At 69.3% G+C, this 20573-nt stretch carries 15 protein-coding genes; 12 read left to right on the top strand and 3 right to left on the bottom strand.

The window, feature by feature from the left end; genetic code table 11:
* Nucleotides 1–23: 23 nt before the first annotated feature.
* Genes ASE75_RS10490 through phbB form a run of 4 tightly spaced genes read left to right on the top strand, consistent with a single transcriptional unit; the run spans nt 24 to nt 4460 of the window.
* Nucleotides 24–398, top strand: a complete 375-nt coding sequence (locus tag ASE75_RS10490; RefSeq protein ID WP_055933024.1) for an STAS/SEC14 domain-containing protein — start codon at nt 24–26, stop codon at nt 396–398.
* 54 nt (nt 399–452) lie between these two features.
* Nucleotides 453–2690 carry a molybdopterin cofactor-binding domain-containing protein gene (locus tag ASE75_RS10485; RefSeq protein WP_055933021.1) on the top strand — a complete coding sequence of 746 codons (2238 nt, stop codon included), beginning with the start codon at nt 453–455 and terminating at the stop codon, nt 2688–2690.
* A gap of 9 nt (nt 2691–2699) precedes the next feature.
* Complete coding sequence (hemH, locus tag ASE75_RS10480; RefSeq protein ID WP_055933018.1) at nt 2700–3707, top strand: ferrochelatase; 1008 nt, start codon at nt 2700–2702, stop codon at nt 3705–3707.
* 30 nt (nt 3708–3737) lie between these two features.
* Complete coding sequence (phbB, locus tag ASE75_RS10475; RefSeq protein WP_055933015.1) at nt 3738–4460, top strand: acetoacetyl-CoA reductase; 723 nt, start codon at nt 3738–3740, stop codon at nt 4458–4460.
* Between the two features lie 297 nt (nt 4461–4757).
* On the opposite strand, the gene ASE75_RS10470 is transcribed toward phbB, so the two are convergent.
* Nucleotides 4758–5492, bottom strand: a complete 735-nt coding sequence (locus tag ASE75_RS10470) for a hypothetical protein (protein WP_055933013.1) — start codon at nt 5490–5492, stop codon at nt 4758–4760.
* A 179-nt stretch (nt 5493–5671) separates the two neighbouring features.
* Between ASE75_RS10470 and ASE75_RS10465 the strand changes: the two genes are divergently transcribed.
* Genes ASE75_RS10465 through ASE75_RS10450 form a run of 4 tightly spaced genes read left to right on the top strand, consistent with a single transcriptional unit; the run spans nt 5672 to nt 10824 of the window.
* Complete coding sequence (locus tag ASE75_RS10465) at nt 5672–7684, top strand: HAD-IIB family hydrolase (RefSeq protein ID WP_055933010.1); 2013 nt, start codon at nt 5672–5674, stop codon at nt 7682–7684.
* Nucleotides 7681–8814, top strand: a complete 1134-nt coding sequence (locus ASE75_RS10460) for a glycosyltransferase (RefSeq protein ID WP_055933007.1) — start codon at nt 7681–7683, stop codon at nt 8812–8814. Before ASE75_RS10465 ends, ASE75_RS10460 begins: the two co-directional genes overlap by 4 nt.
* Nucleotides 8815–8827: 13 nt before the next feature.
* Complete coding sequence (locus ASE75_RS10455) at nt 8828–9754, top strand: galactosyltransferase-related protein (RefSeq protein WP_055933004.1); 927 nt, start codon at nt 8828–8830, stop codon at nt 9752–9754.
* Nucleotides 9751–10824: a glycosyltransferase gene (locus ASE75_RS10450; RefSeq protein WP_055933001.1), complete on the top strand. Its 1074-nt coding sequence runs from the start codon at nt 9751–9753 to the stop codon at nt 10822–10824. Before ASE75_RS10455 ends, ASE75_RS10450 begins: the two co-directional genes overlap by 4 nt.
* 23 nt (nt 10825–10847) lie before the next feature.
* On the opposite strand, the gene purD is transcribed toward ASE75_RS10450, so the two are convergent.
* Nucleotides 10848–12137 carry a phosphoribosylamine--glycine ligase gene (gene purD, locus ASE75_RS10445; RefSeq protein ID WP_055932998.1) on the bottom strand — a complete coding sequence of 430 codons (1290 nt, stop codon included), beginning with the start codon at nt 12135–12137 and terminating at the stop codon, nt 10848–10850.
* Here purD and xseA point away from each other — a divergent pair.
* From xseA to ASE75_RS10425, 4 genes are all read left to right on the top strand, one after another.
* Entirely contained in the window at nt 12136–13524 is a 1389-nt protein-coding gene (gene xseA, locus ASE75_RS10440) for an exodeoxyribonuclease VII large subunit (protein ID WP_082463911.1), read from the top strand. The two genes, purD and xseA, sit on opposite strands and share 2 nt — an antisense overlap.
* Nucleotides 13525–13542: 18 nt before the next feature.
* Nucleotides 13543–13743 carry a DUF2093 domain-containing protein gene (locus ASE75_RS10435; RefSeq protein WP_055932996.1) on the top strand — a complete coding sequence of 67 codons (201 nt, stop codon included), beginning with the start codon at nt 13543–13545 and terminating at the stop codon, nt 13741–13743.
* Nucleotides 13740–14594 carry a peptidoglycan DD-metalloendopeptidase family protein gene (locus tag ASE75_RS10430; RefSeq protein WP_443025329.1) on the top strand — a complete coding sequence of 285 codons (855 nt, stop codon included), beginning with the start codon at nt 13740–13742 and terminating at the stop codon, nt 14592–14594. The genes ASE75_RS10435 and ASE75_RS10430 overlap by 4 nt, the downstream gene beginning before the upstream one ends.
* A gap of 339 nt (nt 14595–14933) precedes the next feature.
* Nucleotides 14934–17840, top strand: coding sequence for a TonB-dependent receptor domain-containing protein (locus tag ASE75_RS10425; RefSeq protein WP_082463929.1), 2907 nt, complete (start codon nt 14934–14936; stop codon nt 17838–17840).
* A gap of 82 nt (nt 17841–17922) precedes the next feature.
* Here ASE75_RS10425 and clpB read toward each other — a convergent pair whose 3' ends face one another.
* Nucleotides 17923–20502, bottom strand: a complete 2580-nt coding sequence (gene clpB, locus ASE75_RS10420; RefSeq protein ID WP_055932990.1) for an ATP-dependent chaperone ClpB — start codon at nt 20500–20502, stop codon at nt 17923–17925.
* Nucleotides 20503–20573: the final 71 nt, after the last annotated feature.

Genomic DNA, 20573 nt, shown 5'->3' with positions numbered 1-20573 from the left:
ATGACGGATCACGGGACGATTTGATGGTCGATATCGACGAGACGGCGGGTTTGCTGACGATCACGATCGACGGGTTCCTGACGCCGGACGAAGTGCCCGTGCTGGCCGCCACCCTTGGCGGACGCGCGCGCGACGCCCATGCCGCCGGTCGGCCGTTCGACGTGCTGGTCGATTCGCGCGGTTTTCCGGTGCAGGCCAACGACGTCGCCGACGGGCTGGCGCTCATCATGCGCGGCGGCATGGCCCTGACGCCCGGCCACGCCGCGGTGGTGGTCGGCAGCCACCTGAACAAGTTGCAGGCGGAACGGACGCTGGTGCATCCCCGGCTGCGTGTGTTCATGACGCTGGACGAGGCGAAGGCCTGGCTTGCCGACCGGCGGGGTCCGGTCCCGGCCTAGACCCCGGTTTTGGGGGCGTTGCCGTAACGCGGTTTGGCGCTTAGGCGGGTCGTCATGGCGGATGGATGGATCGACAGGCGCAGGCTGCTGATCGGCGGCGGGGCGGGACTCGGGCTGGTCGTCGCCTGGGGGCTGTGGCCGCGCGACTATGCGCCGAGCGTGACGCTGAACCCGGGTGAGACCGGTTATGGCGCGTGGCTGAAGATCGGCCATGACGGGCACGTCACCGTCGCGGTGCCGCAGACCGAACATGGCCAGGGCATCTGGACCGTGCTGGCGCAGGTCGTCGCCGACGAACTGGGGGCCGACTGGCGCACGGTCGGGGTGGAACCCGCGCCGCTCAGCCCGCTCTACGCCAATCCGCTGGGACTGGATGACCTGTTCGAGGGCGCGTTCGACCGGATGCCGGACGGGGTGCGCGCCACCCATGCGACGCGGACCGCGACGATGCTGACGGCGGCGTCCAGCTCGGTCAGGATGTTCGAGGATGGGTGCAGGCGTGCGGGGGCAGGCGCGCGCGCGCTGCTGTGCAAGGCCGCCGCCGCGCGCTGGGCCGAAGAGGGGCGGGACGTGGACTGGACCGCCTGCACCGTCGCTGCCGGCTTCGTCGTGAACGGCAACCGGCGGATCCGCTTCGGCGAGATCGCGGACGCGGCGGCGGGCGGCACGCTGCCCGACCCGTTGCCGCTGGGTACCCAGGGTGCGGGCGCGCTGACGGGGCGGCCGGTGCCCCGGCTCGACGCGCCGTCGAAGGTCGACGGGTCGGCCAATTTCACCGCCGACATCCGCCTGGCCGACATGATCCATGTCGCGGTGCGCGCCGGGCCGATCGGCGACAGCCGGCTGGTGGCGGTCGACCGGGCCGCCGCCGACCGGGTGGCGGGCATGGTGAGCGTGGTCGAAACCGATCGCTGGGTCGCCGCCGCCGGCGTCACGAGCTGGGCGGCGCAGCGCGGGCTGGACGCGCTGGCCCCCCGGTTCGCCACGCGCGGGGTCGTGATCGACGATGCGTCGATCGCCCGCGCGCTGGACGCGGCACTCGACGCGCCCGGCATCCGCATGGCGCAGGCCGGCGACCTGGCGACGGTGTTCCGCCAGGCCACGATCGTCACCGCCGAATATACCGTCGGCCTTGGCGTCCATGCCGCCATCGAGACACCGGCGGCGGTCGCGCAGTACCGCGAGGGGCGGCTGGAACTCTGGCTGCCGACGCTGGCCCCGGTACAGGCCCGCGCCGCCGCCGCGCGCGCGGCCGGCATCGCGGAAGGGCAGGTCGTCGTCCATGTCATGCAGGCCGGCGGGTCGTTCGGGGCCGGTCTGGAAAACGACGCGGCCGAACAGGCGGCGGTGCTGGCGGTGAAGCTGAAACGCCCGGTCAGCGTCGTGTGGAGCCGGGGCGAGGCATCGCTCCACGACCGGTTCCGCCCGCCTGCCAGGGCGCGGATGGCGGCGCGCCTCGCCCCGGGCGGCGGGATCCTTGGCTGGAGCGCGAGGATCGCGGCGCCGGCGACCGGCCACGACCTTGCGCGGCGGCTGATGCCGGGGGCCTATACCGACGTGGCGCTCGGCGGGCGGACGGGAGACCCCTATGCGGTGGCCGGCGCACTGCCGCCCTATGCCATGCCGACCTATGCGATCGACCATCATCCCGCCGATATCGGCCTGACCACCGGGCATTTGCGCGGCGGGATGCACGCCCTGACCGCGTTCTTCACCGAATGTTTCCTCGACGAACTGGCGCATGTCGCAGGCGTCGAGCCGATGTCGTACCGGATCGGGATGCTGGGCGGTGACCCCCGGCTCGCGCGCTGCCTGTCGACCGCCGCCGCACTGGGTGGCTGGGACGGCGGCGTCGCCGGCGGTGGACAGGGCATCGCCGCGCACCGGTTTCGCGGCAGCCGGGTCGCGGTGCTGGCCGAGGCGCATATCGACGAAAGCCAGTCGCCGCGCATCGACCGGCTGGTCGCGGCGGTCGATTGCGGCCGCGCGATCAACCCCGACATCGTCCGCCAGCAGATCGAGGGCGGGCTGATCTTCGGCATGGCCCAGGCGCTGGGGGCCAGCACCGGCATCACGCGCGGTCTGGCCGATGCGCGCGGGTTCGACGCGCTGGCGCTGCCGCGACTGGCCGACGCACCCGACATCACGGTCGAGCTGATCCAGAGCGGCGAGGCCCCCGGCGGCGTATCCGAGATCGGCGTACCCGCGGTCGCGCCGGCCATCGCCAACGCGCTGCGCGCCGCGACGGGCTATCGCATCCGTACGCTTCCGCTGCGAACGGGGGGGCGCTAGGACCGGACCATGAACCTTCCCGCCGACCACCCGCCCGTCCCCGCGCCGAAAATCGGTGTGCTCGTGATGAACCTCGGCACGCCCGACGCGCCCGATGCAAAGGCGGTGCGCCGCTATCTGGGGGAGTTCCTGTCCGACAGGCGCGTGGTCGAGATTCCGGCGCTGGCGTGGCAGCCGATCCTGCGCGGGATCATCCTGAACACCCGGCCGAAAAAGTCGGCGCACGCCTATGCGCAGGTCTGGACCGACGACGGCTCGCCGCTTGCCGCCGTCACGCGCGCGCAGGCGACCGCGCTGAAGGATGCGTTCGGGCCGACCGTGCTGGTCGACTGGGCGATGCGCTACGGCAAGCCCGCGATCGCCGAACGGTTGCAGGCGATGAAGGATGCGGGGTGCGAGCGCATCCTGCTGGCCCCGCTCTATCCGCAATATTGCGCGGCGACGACCGCGACTGCCAACGACAAGGCGTTCGCGCATCTGGCGAAACAGCGGTGGCAGCCGGCGATCCGCACCCTGCCGCCCTATTATGACGACCCGCGCTACATCGACGCGCTGAAGGAGTCGGTGGAGAGGGGGCTTGCCGATCTGGACTTCGTGCCGGAGGTGCTGATCGCCAGCTTCCACGGCATGCCGAAGCGGACGCTGGCGCTGGGCGACCCGTATCACTGCCACTGCCAGAAGACCGCGCGGCTGTTGTCCGAGGCGCTTGGCAAGCCCGTGACCATCGCGTTCCAGTCGCGCTTCGGCCCGCAAAAATGGCTGGGGCCGGCAACCGACACGACGCTGGAGGATCTGGCGCGCAGCGGTACGAAGCGCGTGGCGATCTTCGCGCCCGGCTTTTCCGCCGACTGCCTGGAAACGCTGGAGGAGCTGGCGATCCGGGGCCGCGAGAGCTTCACGGGCGCAGGCGGCAGCCATTTCGCCTATATCCCGTGCCTGAACGACAGCGAAACCGGTATACGAATGCTGCGCCGCATCATCGGAACAGAGCTTGAAGGCTGGGTAAAGCCTCTCTAACCGTAGGGGAAACCTTGGGAGAGAGAGACTATGGCACGGGTAGCAATCGTCACCGGCGGTACGCGCGGAATTGGCGAGGCGATCAGCTTCGCGTTGCAGGACATGGGCGTGACCGTCGCCGCGACCTATGCCGGCAATGACGAGCGCGCGGCCGAGTTCACCGCTCGTACCGGGATCAAGTCCTACAAATGGGACGTCGCCGACTATGACGCCTGCCAGGCGGGCGTGGCGCAGGTCGCCGAGGAGCTGGGGCCGGTCGACATCGTCGTCAACAATGCCGGCATCACCCGCGACGGCACGATCCTGAAAATGACCTACCAGATGTGGAAGGAGGTCATGGATACCAACCTTGGCGGCTGCTTCAACATGGCGAAAGCGGTGTTCCCGGGCATGCGCGAGCGCAAATGGGGCCGTATCGTCAACATCGGGTCGATCAACGGCCAGGCCGGCCAGTACGGCCAGGTCAACTATGCCGCCGCCAAGTCGGGCATCCACGGCTTTACAAAGGCGCTGGCGCAGGAGGGCGCACGCGCCGGCGTGACGGTCAACGCGATCGCGCCGGGCTATATCGACACCGACATGGTCGCGGCGGTTCCGGCCGACGTGCTGGAAAAGATCGTCGCCAAGATCCCAGTCGGGCGTCTGGGCCAGGCCAGCGAGATCGCGCGCGGCGTCGCCTTCCTGTGTTCGGAAGAGGGCGGCTTCGTCACCGGATCGACACTGAGCATCAACGGCGGCCAGCACATGTATTGACGCTGGCCCAAGAGGGCGGGGGCTGTTTCTCCGCCCTTTTTTTGGGGGGGGCAGTGTGTAATCAAGGTCTTGCCGAAGACAGGGCTAGTCGTTCCGCAGGCTATGGCCGTGTAAAATCACATGCAGTTCCCCCGCGCAGGCGGGGGCCAGGGTTTCGCGTACCGCAGGCTGGTGTTCTGCTGGTTTCTGGACTCCCGCCCGCGTGAAGGACCGGGGGCAACCGCCGCCATTCGTCTTGCCCCCGCCGGTGTCAGGCAACGGAACTGGCAGTATCTTTGACGATACGCACCCCGCCAATCACAACTTGCCGAACGCGGCCTCGAACCCCTTGATGTCGCCGGCCGCCAGCAACTGTGCCTGATCGATCCAGCGGTCGCGGCCCATGCGGCCGGTGAACGCGCCAAGCTGTGCGTCGATGGCCTGCGCGCTCGGCGTGTCCAGCGCGGCCATGTCGGCGATGGTGGTCACGCCGTGCTGCCCCAGCATCGCCGCGACCTTTGGCCCCAGACCTTTCAGCGTCGTCACCGGCCAGTCGCCCGGATCGGCAACGGGCGCGGGTGGCGTCGGGGCGGGGGCTGCGACCGGCGCGATATCCGCGACCGGCACCGGGTCGGGTGTGACCGGTTCCGGCACGAGCGGAGCGGGGCTTGGGTCGAACGGCGCGACCGCGGCGACGGGTTCGTCGGCCAGCGTGGCGTGGGCGGGCGGCTCGTCACGCGGCGCGGGTTCGGGCGCGGGTTCGGGCGACGCCACCGGTTCGGCCGGTACGGGTGCCGGAGGAGACGCTGGCGGTGGGGGCGGCGGCGGCGGCGGCGCGACCGCCTCCGCCTCGGTCGCCGGGGGCGGTGAGATCGCGGGAGCCGGGGCGGAGGCCGTCTGGCTTTCGATCGCCTCGTCCTGCACGGCCTGCGCTTCGGCACGGCGGCGTTTCAGGATGACGCCGCGCGCGATCATGGCGATCGTCAGTACCGCGAGGATCGCGATCAGGATCAGGTGTAGCGTCGTGACGGGGCCGGCGCCGGGGGTGTTCATCGTGACTGAGCCTCTTTGTAAGCGAACCGGACACTAGGCCGGAACGCGCGCCGCCGCACCAAATATCGCAGAACCATCGCGTGGCCGGACGGCACCGGCTCCCGCTGGTGCGATCCAGACTATCACGGATCAGTACGACTCGTGTTGTCGCCGCTTTTCCAGCCGGATACGGCACGATCTTGTTCATCCTGCATCTGGCTCTGGCGGGCTGCCTGAAAGCGCCGCCGATCGCGTTCGGCTTTACCGCGGATACCGGGGGCCATATCGCCTATGTCCTGGACGCGGCCATCGCCCAGGCCGCGTCGCCGGGGGTGATGCGCGTGTCGATCGTCACCCGCGCGTTCCGGGGCGCACATCTGCCGGCGATCCACGCGCAGGCGCAGGAGCGCGTGACCGATCGCGTGACGATCGACCGGATCGCCACCGCCAACACCGCCTATCTCGAAAAGGAACGGCTGGCCGCCGATCTGCCGGCGTTCACCGAGGCGTTCTGCGCGCACCTGTCGCGGCTGCCGGACCTGCCGGACGTGATCCACGCCCATTTCGCCGATGCGGCGGCGGTGGCGATGGCGGCGCGGCGGCGGTTCGGGATTCCGGTCGTCTACACCCCCCACGCGCTGGCGATCGACAAGCGTGGGTCGGGGGCAGGCGATACAGCCGCACTCGAAGCGCGGATCGCCGACGAACGCGCCGCCATCGCGCAGGCCGATGCGCTGATCGTTTCGACCCGCGACGAGGGGGAGCGGCAGGTGGCGGCGTACGGCGTATCCGTCGACGGCCGGATCCACCGCCTGCCGCCCGGCGTGCCGCGGCGGGCTGGTGCGCCCGGCGCGACGACGCTGGCGGACGGGCTGGACGACTGGTTCGACGCGCCCGACCGGCCGATCATCCTTGCCATCGCCCGGCCGGTCGCCAAGAAGAACCTGGCCGCGCTGGTCCGTGCCTATGCCGGCAATGCCCTGTTGCGCGATGCCGCCAACCTCGTGATCCTGGCCGGCCAGCACGACGGGCAACCCTCGGACGAGGAGCGGGTGGTGCGCGACGCGTTGTTCGGCCTGTGCGCCACGCCGGCGCTGTGCGGGCGGGTCGCCCTGCCGTCCGCGCATGACGCGGCCGACGTGACCGCGCTGTACGCCCGCGCCAGCCGGGGCGGGGTGTTCGTCAACCCCGCGCTGCACGAGCCGTTCGGCCTGACCCTGATCGAGGCCGCGGCGATGGGCGTGCCGGTGGTCGCGACCCGGGCTGGCGGCCCGGCGGAGATCGTGGCCACCATCGGCCACGGCCTGCTGGTCGATCCGCGCGACGACGCCGCGATCGCCGATGCCTGTCTGGCGATCATCAGCGATCCGGCGACGCACGCACGGTACCGGGCGGCGGCGCTGGCGGGCGTCGGGCGGTATGACTGGGCGGCCTATGCTGCGGGATCGGTTGCGGTCTATGCCGGGCTGTCACGCCGGCCTGCGTTGCTGGCCAGCGACATCGACAACACGCTGACCGGTTGCGCCGATGCCGCCCGCGCCTTTGCCCGGTGGCGGCGGGCCAGCGACCTGCCGTTCGTCGTCGCGACCGGCCGGTCGTTCGACGAAGCGCGTCGCGTGCTGGCGCAGTGGCATCTGCCCGACCCCGATGGCTGGATCGTCGATGTCGGCACCCGGATCATGATCGCCGACGCCGCCGGGGGCTGGCAGGAATGGGCGGCCTATGCCGACGCCCTGGACGCGGACTGGAATCTGCCGGCGGTGCGCCGTACGCTGGCCCCGCTGGGCATCGCACCGCAGCCGGAATCGACCGCCGGCCCGCACAAACTGAGCTTCTTCGGCACCGCCGCCGACGCCACGGCGATCCGCACGGCGCTGGCGGCGGCGGATCTGTCGGCGCGGGTCGTGTTCTCCCACGGGCGGCTGATCGACGTGCTGGCCCCGGCGGCGGGCAAGGCGGCGGCGGTGGCGGCCTATGCGGCGCGCACGGGCTTGACGCTGGCCGACTGCATCGCGGCGGGCGACAGCGGCAACGACGCCGACATGCTGGCGGCATGCGGCTTTGCGATCGTCGTTGCCAATGCCGGCGACGAGCTGGCCGATCTTGCTCCCCGCGCCGGACTGTACCGCGCGACGCGGCTCCACGCGGCGGGCGTGATCGAGGGGCTGGCGCGCTTCATGTCGATGCCGGATGCGGCGCAGGTGGCGGCATGAGGCGGCCGTTCGGCTATTTCGTCCATCATCAGGGACGCGGCCATGCCGAACGCTGCGCTGCGATCGCGCACGCCTTGCCCACCGACCGGCCGCTGACGATCTTCTGTGCAGCCGACGACATCTTCCCGCCGCTGCCCGCGCACGCCACCATCATCCGCATCCCGTCGCTGTTCGAGGCGACGGGCGGCGAGGCGGCCGGCATGGACTGGGTGCCGACGCCGGCGACGCTGCACTGCGCGCCGCTCGGCTGGCCGGGCATCCGTCATGCAATGGCGACGATCGCGACCTGGTTCGACAGCGCCGACCCTGCGCTGATGATCTGCGACGTGTCCGCCGAGATCGCGCAACTGTCCCGCATCTGCAGCGTGCCCCACGTCAAGGTGCTGCAGCATGGCGACCGCAGCGATGCCGGCCACCGCGCCGCCTATGACGGGGCGGCCGGGCTGCTCGCCGCCTTCCACGCCGATCTGGCCCAGCCCGACTGGGACGCCGCCATGCGCGCCCGCACCTGCTTTGCCGGCGGGCTTGGCGTCGACACGCGTGTGCCCGACCGCGCGCAGGCCCGCCTGCGGATCGGCGTCGCCGAGGATGCCGAGATGATCCTCGTCATGGCGGGCGGCGGCGGCAGCGGTTTCGGTCAGGCTCCGCTCGGCGTCGGCGCGCGCAGCCGCCCGGACGCCCGCTGGATCACGATCGGCCCGGTCGTGCGCGACTGGCACGCGACCGAGCTGGCCAATATCGAGCATCGCGGCTGGGTCGACACCGCCGCCGACCATATCGCCGCCGCCGATCTGGTCATCGCCTCGACCGGCAACACCACCTGTCAGCAGATCCTGGCGGCGGCGCGGCCGTGGCTGGCGGTGCCCGAATGGCGCTATTTCGACGAACAGCACCGCAAGGCCGACGCGCTGGCGGCGGCCGGCGTCGCGTGCGTCCGCCCGCACCTACCCTCGTCCGCCGATGCCTGGACCAACGCGATCGGGGAGACGCTGGCCCGTCATCGCCCCGACCGCCAGCGCGCGATGATCGCGGACGCGCCCGCCGCCGACGCAGCCGACTGGCTGGAGGCGCTGGCCGCGCGGCTCTGGCCGACCGACACCCCATCCATTCCGACCCCCCATCTATCCTGACCGGAGCCTGACAATGCCGACCGTTTCCGTCGTGACGCTGGCCAAGGGCCGGCCCGACCATCTCCACAATCTTGTCCTTGGCCTGACGCGCCAGTCCGCCATGCCGGTCGAACTGATAGTCGCGGTGATGCAGGATACCGCCTACGCCTTGCCCGATGCGCCGTTCCCGATCCGCCAGATGATGATCGCCGGCGACACCCTGCCGCTCGCCGCCGCGCGCAACGCCGCCGCGCGCGCGGCATCGGGCGAGGTGCTGGTCTTCCTCGACATGGACTGCATCCCCGCGCCCGACCTGGTCGCCGACTATGCGCGGCATACGGCCTCGTTTGACGGCCTGCTGATGGGTGAAGTGCTGTACCTGCCCGGCGGTGCGACTAAAGGCGGCTGGCGCAGCGAGGACTTCGATTCGGTCGCGGTCCGCCATTCCGACCGGCGCGGTCCGCCGGCGGACGGTATCGAACTGTGCACCGACTATCGCTGCTTCTGGTCGCTCAACTTCGCGATGCGGCGCGACACGTTCCTGCGCGTCGGTGGTTTCCACGAGGGCTATGCCGGCTATGGCGGCGAGGATACCGATTTCGGCAAGGTGCTGGACACCGCCGGTATCCCGATCGCGTGGATCCGGGGCGGTCTGGCGCATCACCAATATCATCCGCACCACATGCCGCCGGTCCACCACATCGACAGCGTGGTGCGCAACGCGGAACTGTTCGAGGCGCGCTGGGGCTACCGGACGATGGGCCACTGGCTGCATGCGTTCCGGCTGATGGGGCTGATCGACGACACGGCGGGGCGGCCGATCCGCATCCTGCGCCTTCCAGACGCCGACGACCTCGCGCTGACCGGGCAGCAGAGCCACCAGCCCTATGCCAACACCGCCACCGTCATCCGCATGCTGGAGGCGCGCGCGGCCGCCAGGACAGCCAGCGTCGCGGCGTGAGGATCGCGCTGCTCGCCCATGTCCGCCAGCCGATCGCCCAGCCGTTCATGGGCGGGATGGAGGCGCATAGCTGGTATCTGGCGGACGGTCTGACGAAGCGCGGCCACGACGTCGTGCTGTTCGCGGCCGGCGACAGCGATCCCCGATTCACGATCGACCCGGTGCTGGCCGAACATTACGACCGCACATTCCCCTGGGCCGAGCATCGCGGGTCCGCAGCCCTGATCGCGCATGTCGATACAGGCTATGCCGCCGCCTGCGACCGGATCGCCGCCGGCGGATTCGACGTGGTCCATAACAACAGCCTCAGCCGTATCGCCATCGCGCCCGAGCGCACCGCGCGCGTGCCCACCGTCACCTCGCTGCACGTTCCGCCCTTCGATGCGCTGCACTGGTTCGTGAAGGCGAGTGCCGGCCCCGCCCACCGGCTGACCGTGACATCGGCGACGCAGATGGCCGCGTGGTGGCCGGACGGCGCGGCGCCCGAAGCGTCGGTCCTGCACAACGGCATCGACCCCGCCAATTGGCCATACCGGCCTGAGGGCGATGGCGGCGCGGTGTGGTGCGGACGGATTACCCCCAACAAGGGGACGCATCTGGCGATCCGCGCGGCGATGCTGGCCGGCGTGCCGCTGGCCGTTTTCGGAACGATCGAGGACCCGGACTATTGGGCCGCCGAGATCGCGCCGCTGCTGGGACCGACGATCCGCTACGGCGGGCATTTGGACGGAGCCGCGCTGGCCACCGAACTGGGCCGCGCGTCCGTGTTCCTGTTCACGCCGTGCTGGGACGAACCCTTCGGCCTCGTCGCGATCGAGGCCATGAGCTGCGGCCTGCCGGTCGCCGCATTCGATATGGGCGCGGCCCGCGAAGTCGTCGGGGAGGTGGGGCGGTTCGCCGACCCCGGCGACGTGGCGGGGCTGGCCCGCGCGATCCCGGAAGCACTGGCGATCCCCCGCCGCATCGCCAGGGCGCGCGTCGAACGCCTGTTCACCCACGACCGCTGGCTCGACGGCTGCGAGGCGCTGTATGCGCAGGTTCGCGCTACGACGGCATCACCGACCGCCTGACGCGCTGCGGCCAGGGTCGTGCCCTACGCCTGCCCGTCACCCCGCTCGCGCGCCACTTCGCGCCAGCCGATGTCGCGGCGGCAGAAACCGTCGGTGAAGTCCAGCGCGTCGACCGCGCGATAGGCGGCGGCCTGTGCCTGCGCGACGGTCGCGCCGGTGGCGGTGACGGCCAATACCCGGCCGCCGCTGGCCACGATGCCGTTTTCACCCGCCCGCGTACCCGCCTGGAACACGATCGCACCGGTCGCCTCGGCCGCGTCGATCCCGCCGATCGCGCCGCCCGCCGCCGGTGTGCCGGGATAGCCGCGCGCGGCCATCACCACGCTCAGCGCCGGATCGTCATAGAAGGCCGCGCCGCCAAGGTCGGCCAGTCGCCCTTCGGCCACCGCCAGCAGCGTTTCGAGCAGGTCGCCGGCGAAGCGCAGCATCAGCACCTGACATTCGGGGTCACCGAAGCGCGCGTTGTACTCGATCAGCTTCGGCCCCTGCGCGGTCAGCATCAGCCCGGCATACAGGACGCCGGAAAAGGGCATGCCCTCCATCGCCATCGCCGCCACGGTCGGCGCGACGATCTCGCGGATCGCCTGCGCCTCCAGCGCGGGCGTCAGCACGCGGGCCGGGCTGTAGGCACCCATGCCGCCGGTGTTGGGGCCGACATCGCCGTCGCCGACGCGCTTGTGGTCCTGTGCCGACCCGAACGGCATCAGCGCATTGCCGTCGGTCAGCACGAACAGGCTGACCTCCTCGCCCTCCAGAAATTCCTCGATCACCGCTTCCGCGCCGGTTTCCGCGAACAGGTCGGCGATCGCGGCATCGGCCTCGGCGCGGGTCATGGCGACGGTCACGCCCTTGCCCGCCGCCAGCCCGTCCGCCTTCACCACCACCGGCGCGCCGAACAGGTCGAGCGCGATCCGCGCGGCGTCCAGCGTGGCAACGCGGGCATAGCCGGCGGTCGGGATGTTCGCGCGGGTACACAGGTCCTTGGTGAACCCCTTCGACCCCTCCAGCTGCGCCGCTGCCTTGCCGGGACCGAAGACGGGCACGCCGGCCGCGCGCAGGGAATCGGCGAGACCGTCGACCAGCGGCGCTTCGGGGCCGATCACGACCAGCCCGACGGCCTTGTCCTTCGCAAAGGCGACGACGGCCGCGTGATCCGTCGCGTCGAGCGGCACGATCGTCGCGTGGGCGGCGATGCCGGGGTTGCCCGGCGCGGCATACAGCGTATCGGTGCCTTTACGTAAGGTCGGCGACTGGGCGAGCTTCCACGCCAGCGCATGTTCGCGACCACCCGACCCCAGCAGCAGGACGTTCATGGCAAACCTTTCTGATGACGCGCCCGACGGGCTTTCCGCGCGGCTGGTAGCCGAGGACACGCCCGGCGACAACGCCGCCGCGATGTCGGTCGGCGAGCTGGCGTTCAAGCTGAAGCGCGTGGTGGAGGGCGAGTTCGGCCACGTCCGCCTGCGCGGCGAGATTTCGGGCTACAAGCGCGTCGCCTCGGGCCATGCCTATATGGCGTTGAAGGACGATGCGGCGGTCATCGACGGCGTCATCTGGAAGGGGCAGGCCGCGCGCCTCGCTTTCGTGCCGCAGGACGGGATCGAGGTGATCGCCACCGGCAAGCTGACCACCTATCCCGGCCGGTCGAAATACCAGATTGTCATCGAACGGATGGAACTGGCCGGCGCGGGCCAGCTGATGGCGCTGCTCGAAAAGCTGAAGATGAAGCTGGCGGGCGAGGGGCTGTTCGCGCCATCGGCGAAAAAGCCGCTGCCCTTCCTGCCGCGCGTCATCGGGGTGGTGACGTCGGGCACGGGTGCGGTCATCCGCGACATCCTCCACCGGCTGGAGGATCGCTGCCCGACCCATGTCATCGTCTGGCCGGTGAAGGTGCAGGGCGAGGGATCGGCGGCCGAGATCGCCGCCGCCGTGCGCGGGTTCGATGCGCTGGCCGAAGGTGGCCCGGTGCCGCGCCCCGATCTGGTCATCGTCGCGCGCGGCGGTGGCTCGATCGAGGATCTGTGGGCGTTCAACGAGGAGGTCGTCGTGCGCGCGGTCGCCGCCTGCTCGATTCCGATCATTTCGGCGGTGGGGCATGAGACCGATACGACCCTGTGCGACCACGCCGCCGACCTGCGCGCGCCGACGCCGACCGCTGCCGCCGAAATCGCGGTGCCGGTGCTGGCCGACCTGCGCCTGACGATCGCCGCGCACGGCCAGCGCATCGAACGCTATGCCCGCCGCTATGCCGAGCGCGGGCGCGAACAGTTGACCGCGCTGGTGCGGGTGATGCCCAAGCGCGACCAGTTGCTGGGGCCACAACGCCAGCGCGCCGACGATCTGGGCCAGCGGCTCGACCGGGGCTTGGAGCGGCGGGTGACGGTCGCGCGCGGGGGGCTGGACCGGTCGGGCGGGGCGTTGCGCCCGGCGACGCTGCTGCGGCTGGTCGAGGCGCGGCGGGCGCAGCTGGACGCGACCTGGCGGCTGGTGAAGTCGCTGAACCCCGACGCGGTGCTTGATCGCGGCTATGCCCGCGTCACCGCGCGTGGCTCCTCGGAAACGTTGGCGACGCGCGGCGCGGCGCGGACGGCGGGCGCGGTGACGCTCCACTTCCGCGACGGCGCGGTCGACGCGCGGGTTGAGCGGCCGGCGGCAAAGGCCTATCCCGTCGACACGCCCGAACAACCGTCGCTGCTGTAAGATACGGAACCGCTAGTCATGCTGATGTCGAACTCCGCCCGTCCCGCCAGGCTGCACTACATGGCCAATGGCTTTCGCGTGCTCAGCGCGGGCGACCATGTGGCCTGCGCGGTATCGGGCGCGCGCATCCCGCTGGAGGATGTCCGCTACTGGAGCGTCGCGCGGCAGGAGGCCTTCGCCACGCCCGAGATCGCCAGCGAGGCGCTGGCGCCGAAATGATGCGCGCGCTTCCGGCGGCGCTGATCGCGCTTGGCATGGTCACCGGGACGAGCGTCCCGCTGGCCTCCGCGCAGGAGGCCGCCGACGCGCCGGTCCGCTGGACCGGCACGCCGATTCAGGGCGGGCTGTTGCAGGCAAGCGCGCCGGCCGGTTCCACCGCGACGCTGAACGGGATCGCGGTGCCGGTGGCGGCCGATGGCCGGTTCCTGCTGGGCTTCGACCGCGATGCCGGGCCGCAGGCGACGCTGGTCGTCACCACCCGCGACGGCCGCGCGCTGACCCGCACCATCGCGGTCGCCCCGCGCGCGTGGCGGATCGAGCGGCTGGACACGCTTCCCAAATATCCCGCGCCCGATCCCGTGTTCGCGAGGCTGCGCCCGCCCGAACTGGCGCAGATCGTCGCTGCCCGCGCGCGCGTGACCGACGCGGACGGCTGGCGTCAGACATTTCGCTGGCCGGTGACCGGGCGGATCTCCGGCCAGTTCGGCGCGCAGCGCGTCTATCGCGGCGAACCGGGCAGCTATCATTCGGGTACCGACATCGCGCGGCCGACCGGCACCGTCGTCGTCGCACCCGCCGACGGCGTCGTGATCCTGGCCGCATCCGCGCCGTTCTCGCTGGAGGGCAATCTCCTGATGCTGGACCATGGCATGGGCCTGAACAGCGCGTTCCTGCACCTGTCGCGAATCGACGTGGGCGCAGGCGATCACGTCCGCGCCGGCCAGCCGATCGGCGCGGTTGGCATGTCCGGCCGCGCCACCGGCCCCCACCTCCACTGGTCCCTGCGCTGGGGCACGGCCAAACTCGACCCCATGCTGGTTGCCGCACCAATGAGCAGCACTGCCAAATAAAACGGCGTATACCGTAGCCAGCGCCTTATAAAACAGCGCTGCAGTGCCGCATCGGACAGTGTTTGTGTCATTTACGCTACAGGGCCAGCGTAAACGTCTTCGTGTCGTCGATGCCAGCTTTACAGCATCCGGCCGCCGCCTATTCCTTTGCGCCATGTCTTCGGGGGTCGTGCGTGTCACGACTGAGGGGGCGGCAACGCCTGGGTGCGGACCGTCAAGAGCGGACGCCGATCGGGCCAGCAAGGATAAGAACGGGTGACCACTACTTTGAATTTCGCGCGCAAGGCACTGCGCGGCAGCAGCGCCCTCGGCGCGATTGCCCTGCTCGGTGCGGGTACGATGTTCGCTGCGCCTGCTTTCGCGCAGACGACCGTGCCGGATCAGGCACAGACCACCCCGGCACCGGACGCCGCAACCCAGGACGGTGGTGACATTGTCGTGACCGGTTCGATCCTGCGTGGCGGTGACACGGGCGTTTCGCCGGTGACCACGCTGACGACCGAGAACCTCGACCGTCGCGGCATCAACACCGTGCAGGACGCCATCCAGCAGCTGTCGTCGAACAACGGCGCGGCCCTGACCAACTCGTTCACCGCCAACGGCGCTTTCGCTGGTGGTGCATCGGCCGTGTCGTTGCGCGGTCTGTCGACCAGCTCGACGCTGGTCCTGTTCGACGGTCTGCGCGCCGCCTATTATCCGCTCGCGGATGATGGCTCGCGCAACTTCGTCGACCTGAACACGATCCCCGACGACATCGTCGAGCGCATCGAAATCCTGCGCGACGGTGCATCGTCGAGCTACGGTGCCGATGCCATCGCCGGCGTGGTCAACGTCATCACGAAGCGCAAGTTCAACGGCGTTTCGGGTCGTGCCGAAGCCGGCATCTCGGAGGACGGCGTTGCCGCCAACCAGCGTCTGACGCTGACCGCCGGCACCGGCGATCTCGATGAGAAGGGCTACAACGCCTATATCAGCGGATTCTTCTATCGCAGCGAAGCCGTCTACAACCGCGACCTGCCGGGCGTATTCGGCACCGACGACCAGCGCAGCATCGGTGGACCGAACGGCATTCTGAACGGCCGCGACGCAAACGGTGCGATCGGCGCGTTCGATCTTGGCAGCACCCTGTATATCCGCCCGGGCACGACCGGTCGTTTCCAGATCCTGAACCCGACCGCAGGCTGCAAGGCCGGACCTTCGATCTCGCCGACCGCCGCCGATCTCGCGGCCAGCGCGACCCTGCCGACCAGCAACATCTGCCAGGAAGACTTCACCAACCAGTACGGCGTCGTTTCGCCGAACATCGAGCGTTTCGGCGGCTCGGCCCGCTTCACGGCCAAGATCGGCGATAGCTCGGAAGCCTATCTGGCGGTCAATTTCCAGCAGAACACGTCGAGCTACACCGGCTTCCCCGCCACCATTCGCGGTGCGGCGCCGACCGGCATTCTGTTCCCGCAGTTCTCGACCGCATCGGGCGCGGCCAACTTCGCACCCGGCTCGGCGATCCTGACCCTGCCGGTCTATGTCTGCGCGGCCCGCGTCAACTGCACCGCGGCCAACGGCACCCTCAACCCGAACAACCCGTTCGCCGTCGCCGGCCAGACCGTGCAGCTGGTCGGTCGTTCGCCGACCGGCGTCACGCAGAACGAGACGCGCAGCCGTGTGTACCGGGCAGCCTTCGGCATCGGTGGTACGGTGTTCGGCGACTGGGACTACAAGGTCGACGCAACCGCGATGCACACCGACCTGCGTCGCAAGCAGAACGGCTATGTCTACATCCAGAACCTGCTGAACGTCATCGCCGACGGTACGTACAACTTCGTCAACCCGTCGCTGAACAGCGCCGCGATCAACAACTACCTGACGCCGGAAAACATCACCGACGCGTCGTCGGATTTGTATCAGGCCCAGTTCACCGTCGGTAAGGCGCTGTTCGACCTGCCGGGCGGTCCGTTGCAGGTCGGTGTTGGTGGCTCGATCTTCTATGAAGCCGTCAACGCACCCAGCGCCAACCCGGACATCAACGGTCCGACCCAGCGGTATTTCACGATCAACGCATTCGGTACCGAGGGCAACCGTACCGTCACTTCGGCGTTCGGTGAAATCAAGGCACCGGTGTTCGACCAGCTCGAACTGACGGCAGCGGGGCGTTACGATCACTACTCCAGTGGCCAGAGCAACTTCTCGCCGAAGTTCGGCGCCAAGTTCACGCCGTTCCGTCAGCTGACCCTGCGCGGTACCTATTCGCGTGGTTTCCGTATCCCGAGCTTTGCAGAAGCCAACGCCCTGCCGACGACCGGATACGTCACCCAGCAGATCTCGGCTATTCCGGCTGCCTTCCTGGCGCAGTATGGCGCGAATTGCCGCCCGGACAATTCGGCGGGCTGCCCGACCTATCTGACGGCCTATTCGATCGGCCAGACCACCCTGGCATCGCCGAACCTGCAGCCTGAAAAGTCGCGCAGCTTCACCGGCGGCGTGGTGTTCGAACCGCTCAGCAACGTCACGCTGACGGTCGATTATTACAACATCCGCAAGACGGGCGCGATCACCTCGCCTTCGTCGGCACCGGCCATCGCGGCCTATTATGCCGGCGCAGCCATCCCGGCCGGGTACAATGTCATCGCCGACGCACCCGACGTCAACACGCCGAACGCGCGTCCGCGTATCGCCTTCGTCGAATCGCAGCTGATCAATTCGGACACAATCAAGTCCGAGGGTATCGATTTCGGTGCGAACACCTACTTCGACATCGGTGCGTTCAAGTGGACCAGCAATCTGAACGCCAGCCTTATCCTGGAGCTCAGCACGACCTTCCCGGGTGGACGTCGTGAAACCTATGTCGACACGCTGGGCAATTTCAACCTGACGGCCGGCAGCGGAACGTTCCGCTGGCGCGGCAACTGGGCGAACACGTTCGAGTATGACAAGGTCGCTCTGACCGGTACCGTGAACTACACGTCGGGTTATGACCTGTCGGCGATGGATCAGGGTGATGCCTATGCCGATTGCGGCCAGGCACCGGGCTACACCGGCTGCCGCGTGAAGAGCTACATCACGTTCGACATGAACGCGAGCGTCGCGGTCACTGACAAGTTCACCTTCTATGTCAACGCGTTGAACCTGTTCGACCGCCTGCCGGACGTCGATCCGGTGACCTATGGCGCCCATCTGTACAACGCGGTGCAGGGCGGCAACGGCATCTTCGGCCGCAGCTTCCGCGCCGGCGCGAAGTTCGGCTTCTAGTCCGAACGACGCTGCTAAAAGAGAAGGGCCGCTCCATCACGGAGCGGCCCTTTTTTTGTGTCCCGGTGTCGGTGGCGACCGGTCAGTCGACGACCATCACCAGCTTTCCGTCGCCCTCGTCGACATGCACGGTCGCGCCGTCCTTCACGTCGCCGCGCAGGATCAGGTCGGCCAGCGGGTCCTGCACATAGCGCTGGACCGCGCGCTTCAGCGGTCGTGCGCCGTACACCGGGTCATAGCCGACGCGGCCCAGCCAGCCGCGCGCGGCGTCGGTCAGGTCCAGCCGGATCTTGCGATCGGCCAGCAGCGTGCCGACCCGCGCCACCTGGATGTCGACGATCGGGGCCATGTGCGCCTGACCCAGCCGGTGGAACAGGATGATCTCGTCCAGCCGGTTCAGGAATTCCGGGCGGAAATGCGCGCGGACGACGTCCATCACTTGCGGCTCGACCTTCTCCACCGCCTCGTCCTCGCCCAGCCCGGCAAGATACGCCGAACCGAGGTTCGACGTCAGGATGATGAGCGTGTTGCTGAAATCGACCGTGCGGCCCTGGCCATCAGTCAGGCGACCGTCGTCCAGCACCTGCAACAGCACGTTGAACACGTCGCCATGCGCCTTCTCGACCTCGTCGAACAGCACCACCTGATAGGGCCGGCGACGGACCGCTTCGGTCAGGACACCGCCCTCCTCATAGCCGACATAGCCCGGAGGCGCGCCGATCAGCCGGGCGACCGCGTGCTTCTCCATGAACTCACTCATGTCGATGCGGACCATCGCTGCGGGATCGTCGAACAGGAACTCGGCCAGCGCCTTGGTCAGCTCTGTCTTGCCGACACCCGTCGGCCCCAGGAACAGGAACGACCCCAGCGGCCGGTTCGGATCCTGCAACCCCGCGCGCGCGCGGCGGACGGCGGTCGACACGGCGTGGACCGCCGCTGCCTGGCCGATCACCCGCTTGCCGATGATGTCCTCCATCCGCAGCAGCTTGTCGCGCTCGCCCTGCAACATCCGCTCGACCGGAATCCCGGTCCAGCGGCTGACGACGCCGGCGATGTCGTCGGCGGTCACTTCCTCGCGCAGCATCGCGCCTCTGGTCGCGCCGGCCGCCTCGTCTAGCTGGCGCTGCAACTGCGGGATGGTGCCGTAGGACAGCTCGCCCGCCCGGCCCAGATCACCCGACCTTTGCGCCTGTTCCAGCTCCAGCCGCGCGGCGTCGAGCTGTTCCTTGACCTTCGCCTCGGCGTTGATCTTGTCCTTCTCGCCCTGCCAGCGGGTGGTCAGTTCGGCCGACTGCTGCTCCAGATTGGCCAGTTCGCCCTCCAGCGTCCCGAGCCGGTCGATGCTGGCCGCATCGGTTTCCCGCTTCAGCGCCTCGCGCTCGATCTTCAGCTGGATGATCCGGCGGTCGAGGTTCTCGATCTCCTCGGGCTTGCTCTCCACCTCCATGCGGATCCGGCTCGCGGCCTCGTCCATCAGGTCGATCGCCTTGTCGGGCAGGAACCGGTCGGCGATGTAGCGGTGCGACAGCGTCGATGCCGCGACGATCGCGCCGTCGGTGATCCGCACGCCGTGATGCAGTTCGTATTTCTCCTTCAGCCCGCGCAGGATCGAGATCGTGTCCTCGACCGTCGGTTCGCCGACGACGACCGGCTGGAACCGCCGTTGGAGCGCGGGATCCTTCTCGACATATTTCCGGTACTCATCCAGCGTGGTCGCGCCGACGCAGTGCAGTTCGCCGCGCGCCAGCGCAGGCTTCAGCAGGTTGCCCGCATCCATCGCGCCTTCGGATTTGCCCGCGCCGATCAGCTGGTGCATCTCGTCGATGAACAGGACGATGTCGCCGTCGGCCGCCTTCACCTCGTCGATGACGCCCTTCAGCCGCTCCTCGAACTCGCCGCGATATTTGGCCCCGGCGATCAGCGCGCCCATGTCGAGCGCCATCAGCGTCTTGTCCTTCAACCCGTCGGGCACGTCGCCATTGGCGATGCGCAGCGCCAGCCCCTCGACGATCGCGGTCTTGCCGACGCCGGGTTCGCCGATCAGCACGGGATTGTTCTTGGTCCGGCGGGCCAGCACCTGGATCGTGCGGCGGATCTCCTCGTCGCGGCCGATGACGGGATCGAGCTTGCCGTCGCGAGCCGCCTGGGTCAGGTCGCGCGCGAACTTCTTCAGCGCGTCGTACCGGTCCTCGGCCCCGGCGGTGTCGGCATTGCGGCCCTGGCGCAGGGTGTTGATCGCGGTGTTCAGCGCCTCGGGCGTGACGCCCGCGGTCTTCAGCGCCTTGCCCGCCGCGGTGTTCAGCGACAGCGCGAGCGCGACCAGCATCCGTTCGACGGTGACGAAGCTGTCACCCGCCTTGGCTGCGATCTGTTCGGCCTGGTCAAGCATCCGCACCGTGTCGTTGTCGATGCCAGGCGAGCCTTGCGCGCCCGAACCGGAAACGGCCGGGATCTTCGCCAGCGCAAGGTCGGTTTCGGCAACCGCGCGTTTGGCGTCGCCACCGGCGGCGGTGACAAGCCCGGCGGCCATCCCCTGCTCATCCTCCAGCAGCGCCTTCAGCACATGTTCGGGGGCGATCCGCTGATGGTTCATGCGGATCGCGACGGTCTGCGCGGACTGGAGAAAGCCTTTTGCGCGGTCGGTGAATTTTTCGAGGTTCATGGTCGCCCCTATCTGAGTTGCCCCCGATGTAATGTTGTATTTATGCCACACAAGAGGGTTCGGTATCGTAA

Origin of the sequence: Sphingomonas sp. Leaf17, from assembly GCF_001421505.1 — a bacterium.
In the GTDB taxonomy this organism is placed as follows: domain Bacteria; phylum Pseudomonadota; class Alphaproteobacteria; order Sphingomonadales; family Sphingomonadaceae; genus Sphingomonas.
Note: the sequence above shows the minus strand (reverse complement) of the source record. Positions and strands in the feature narration are given on the sequence as shown.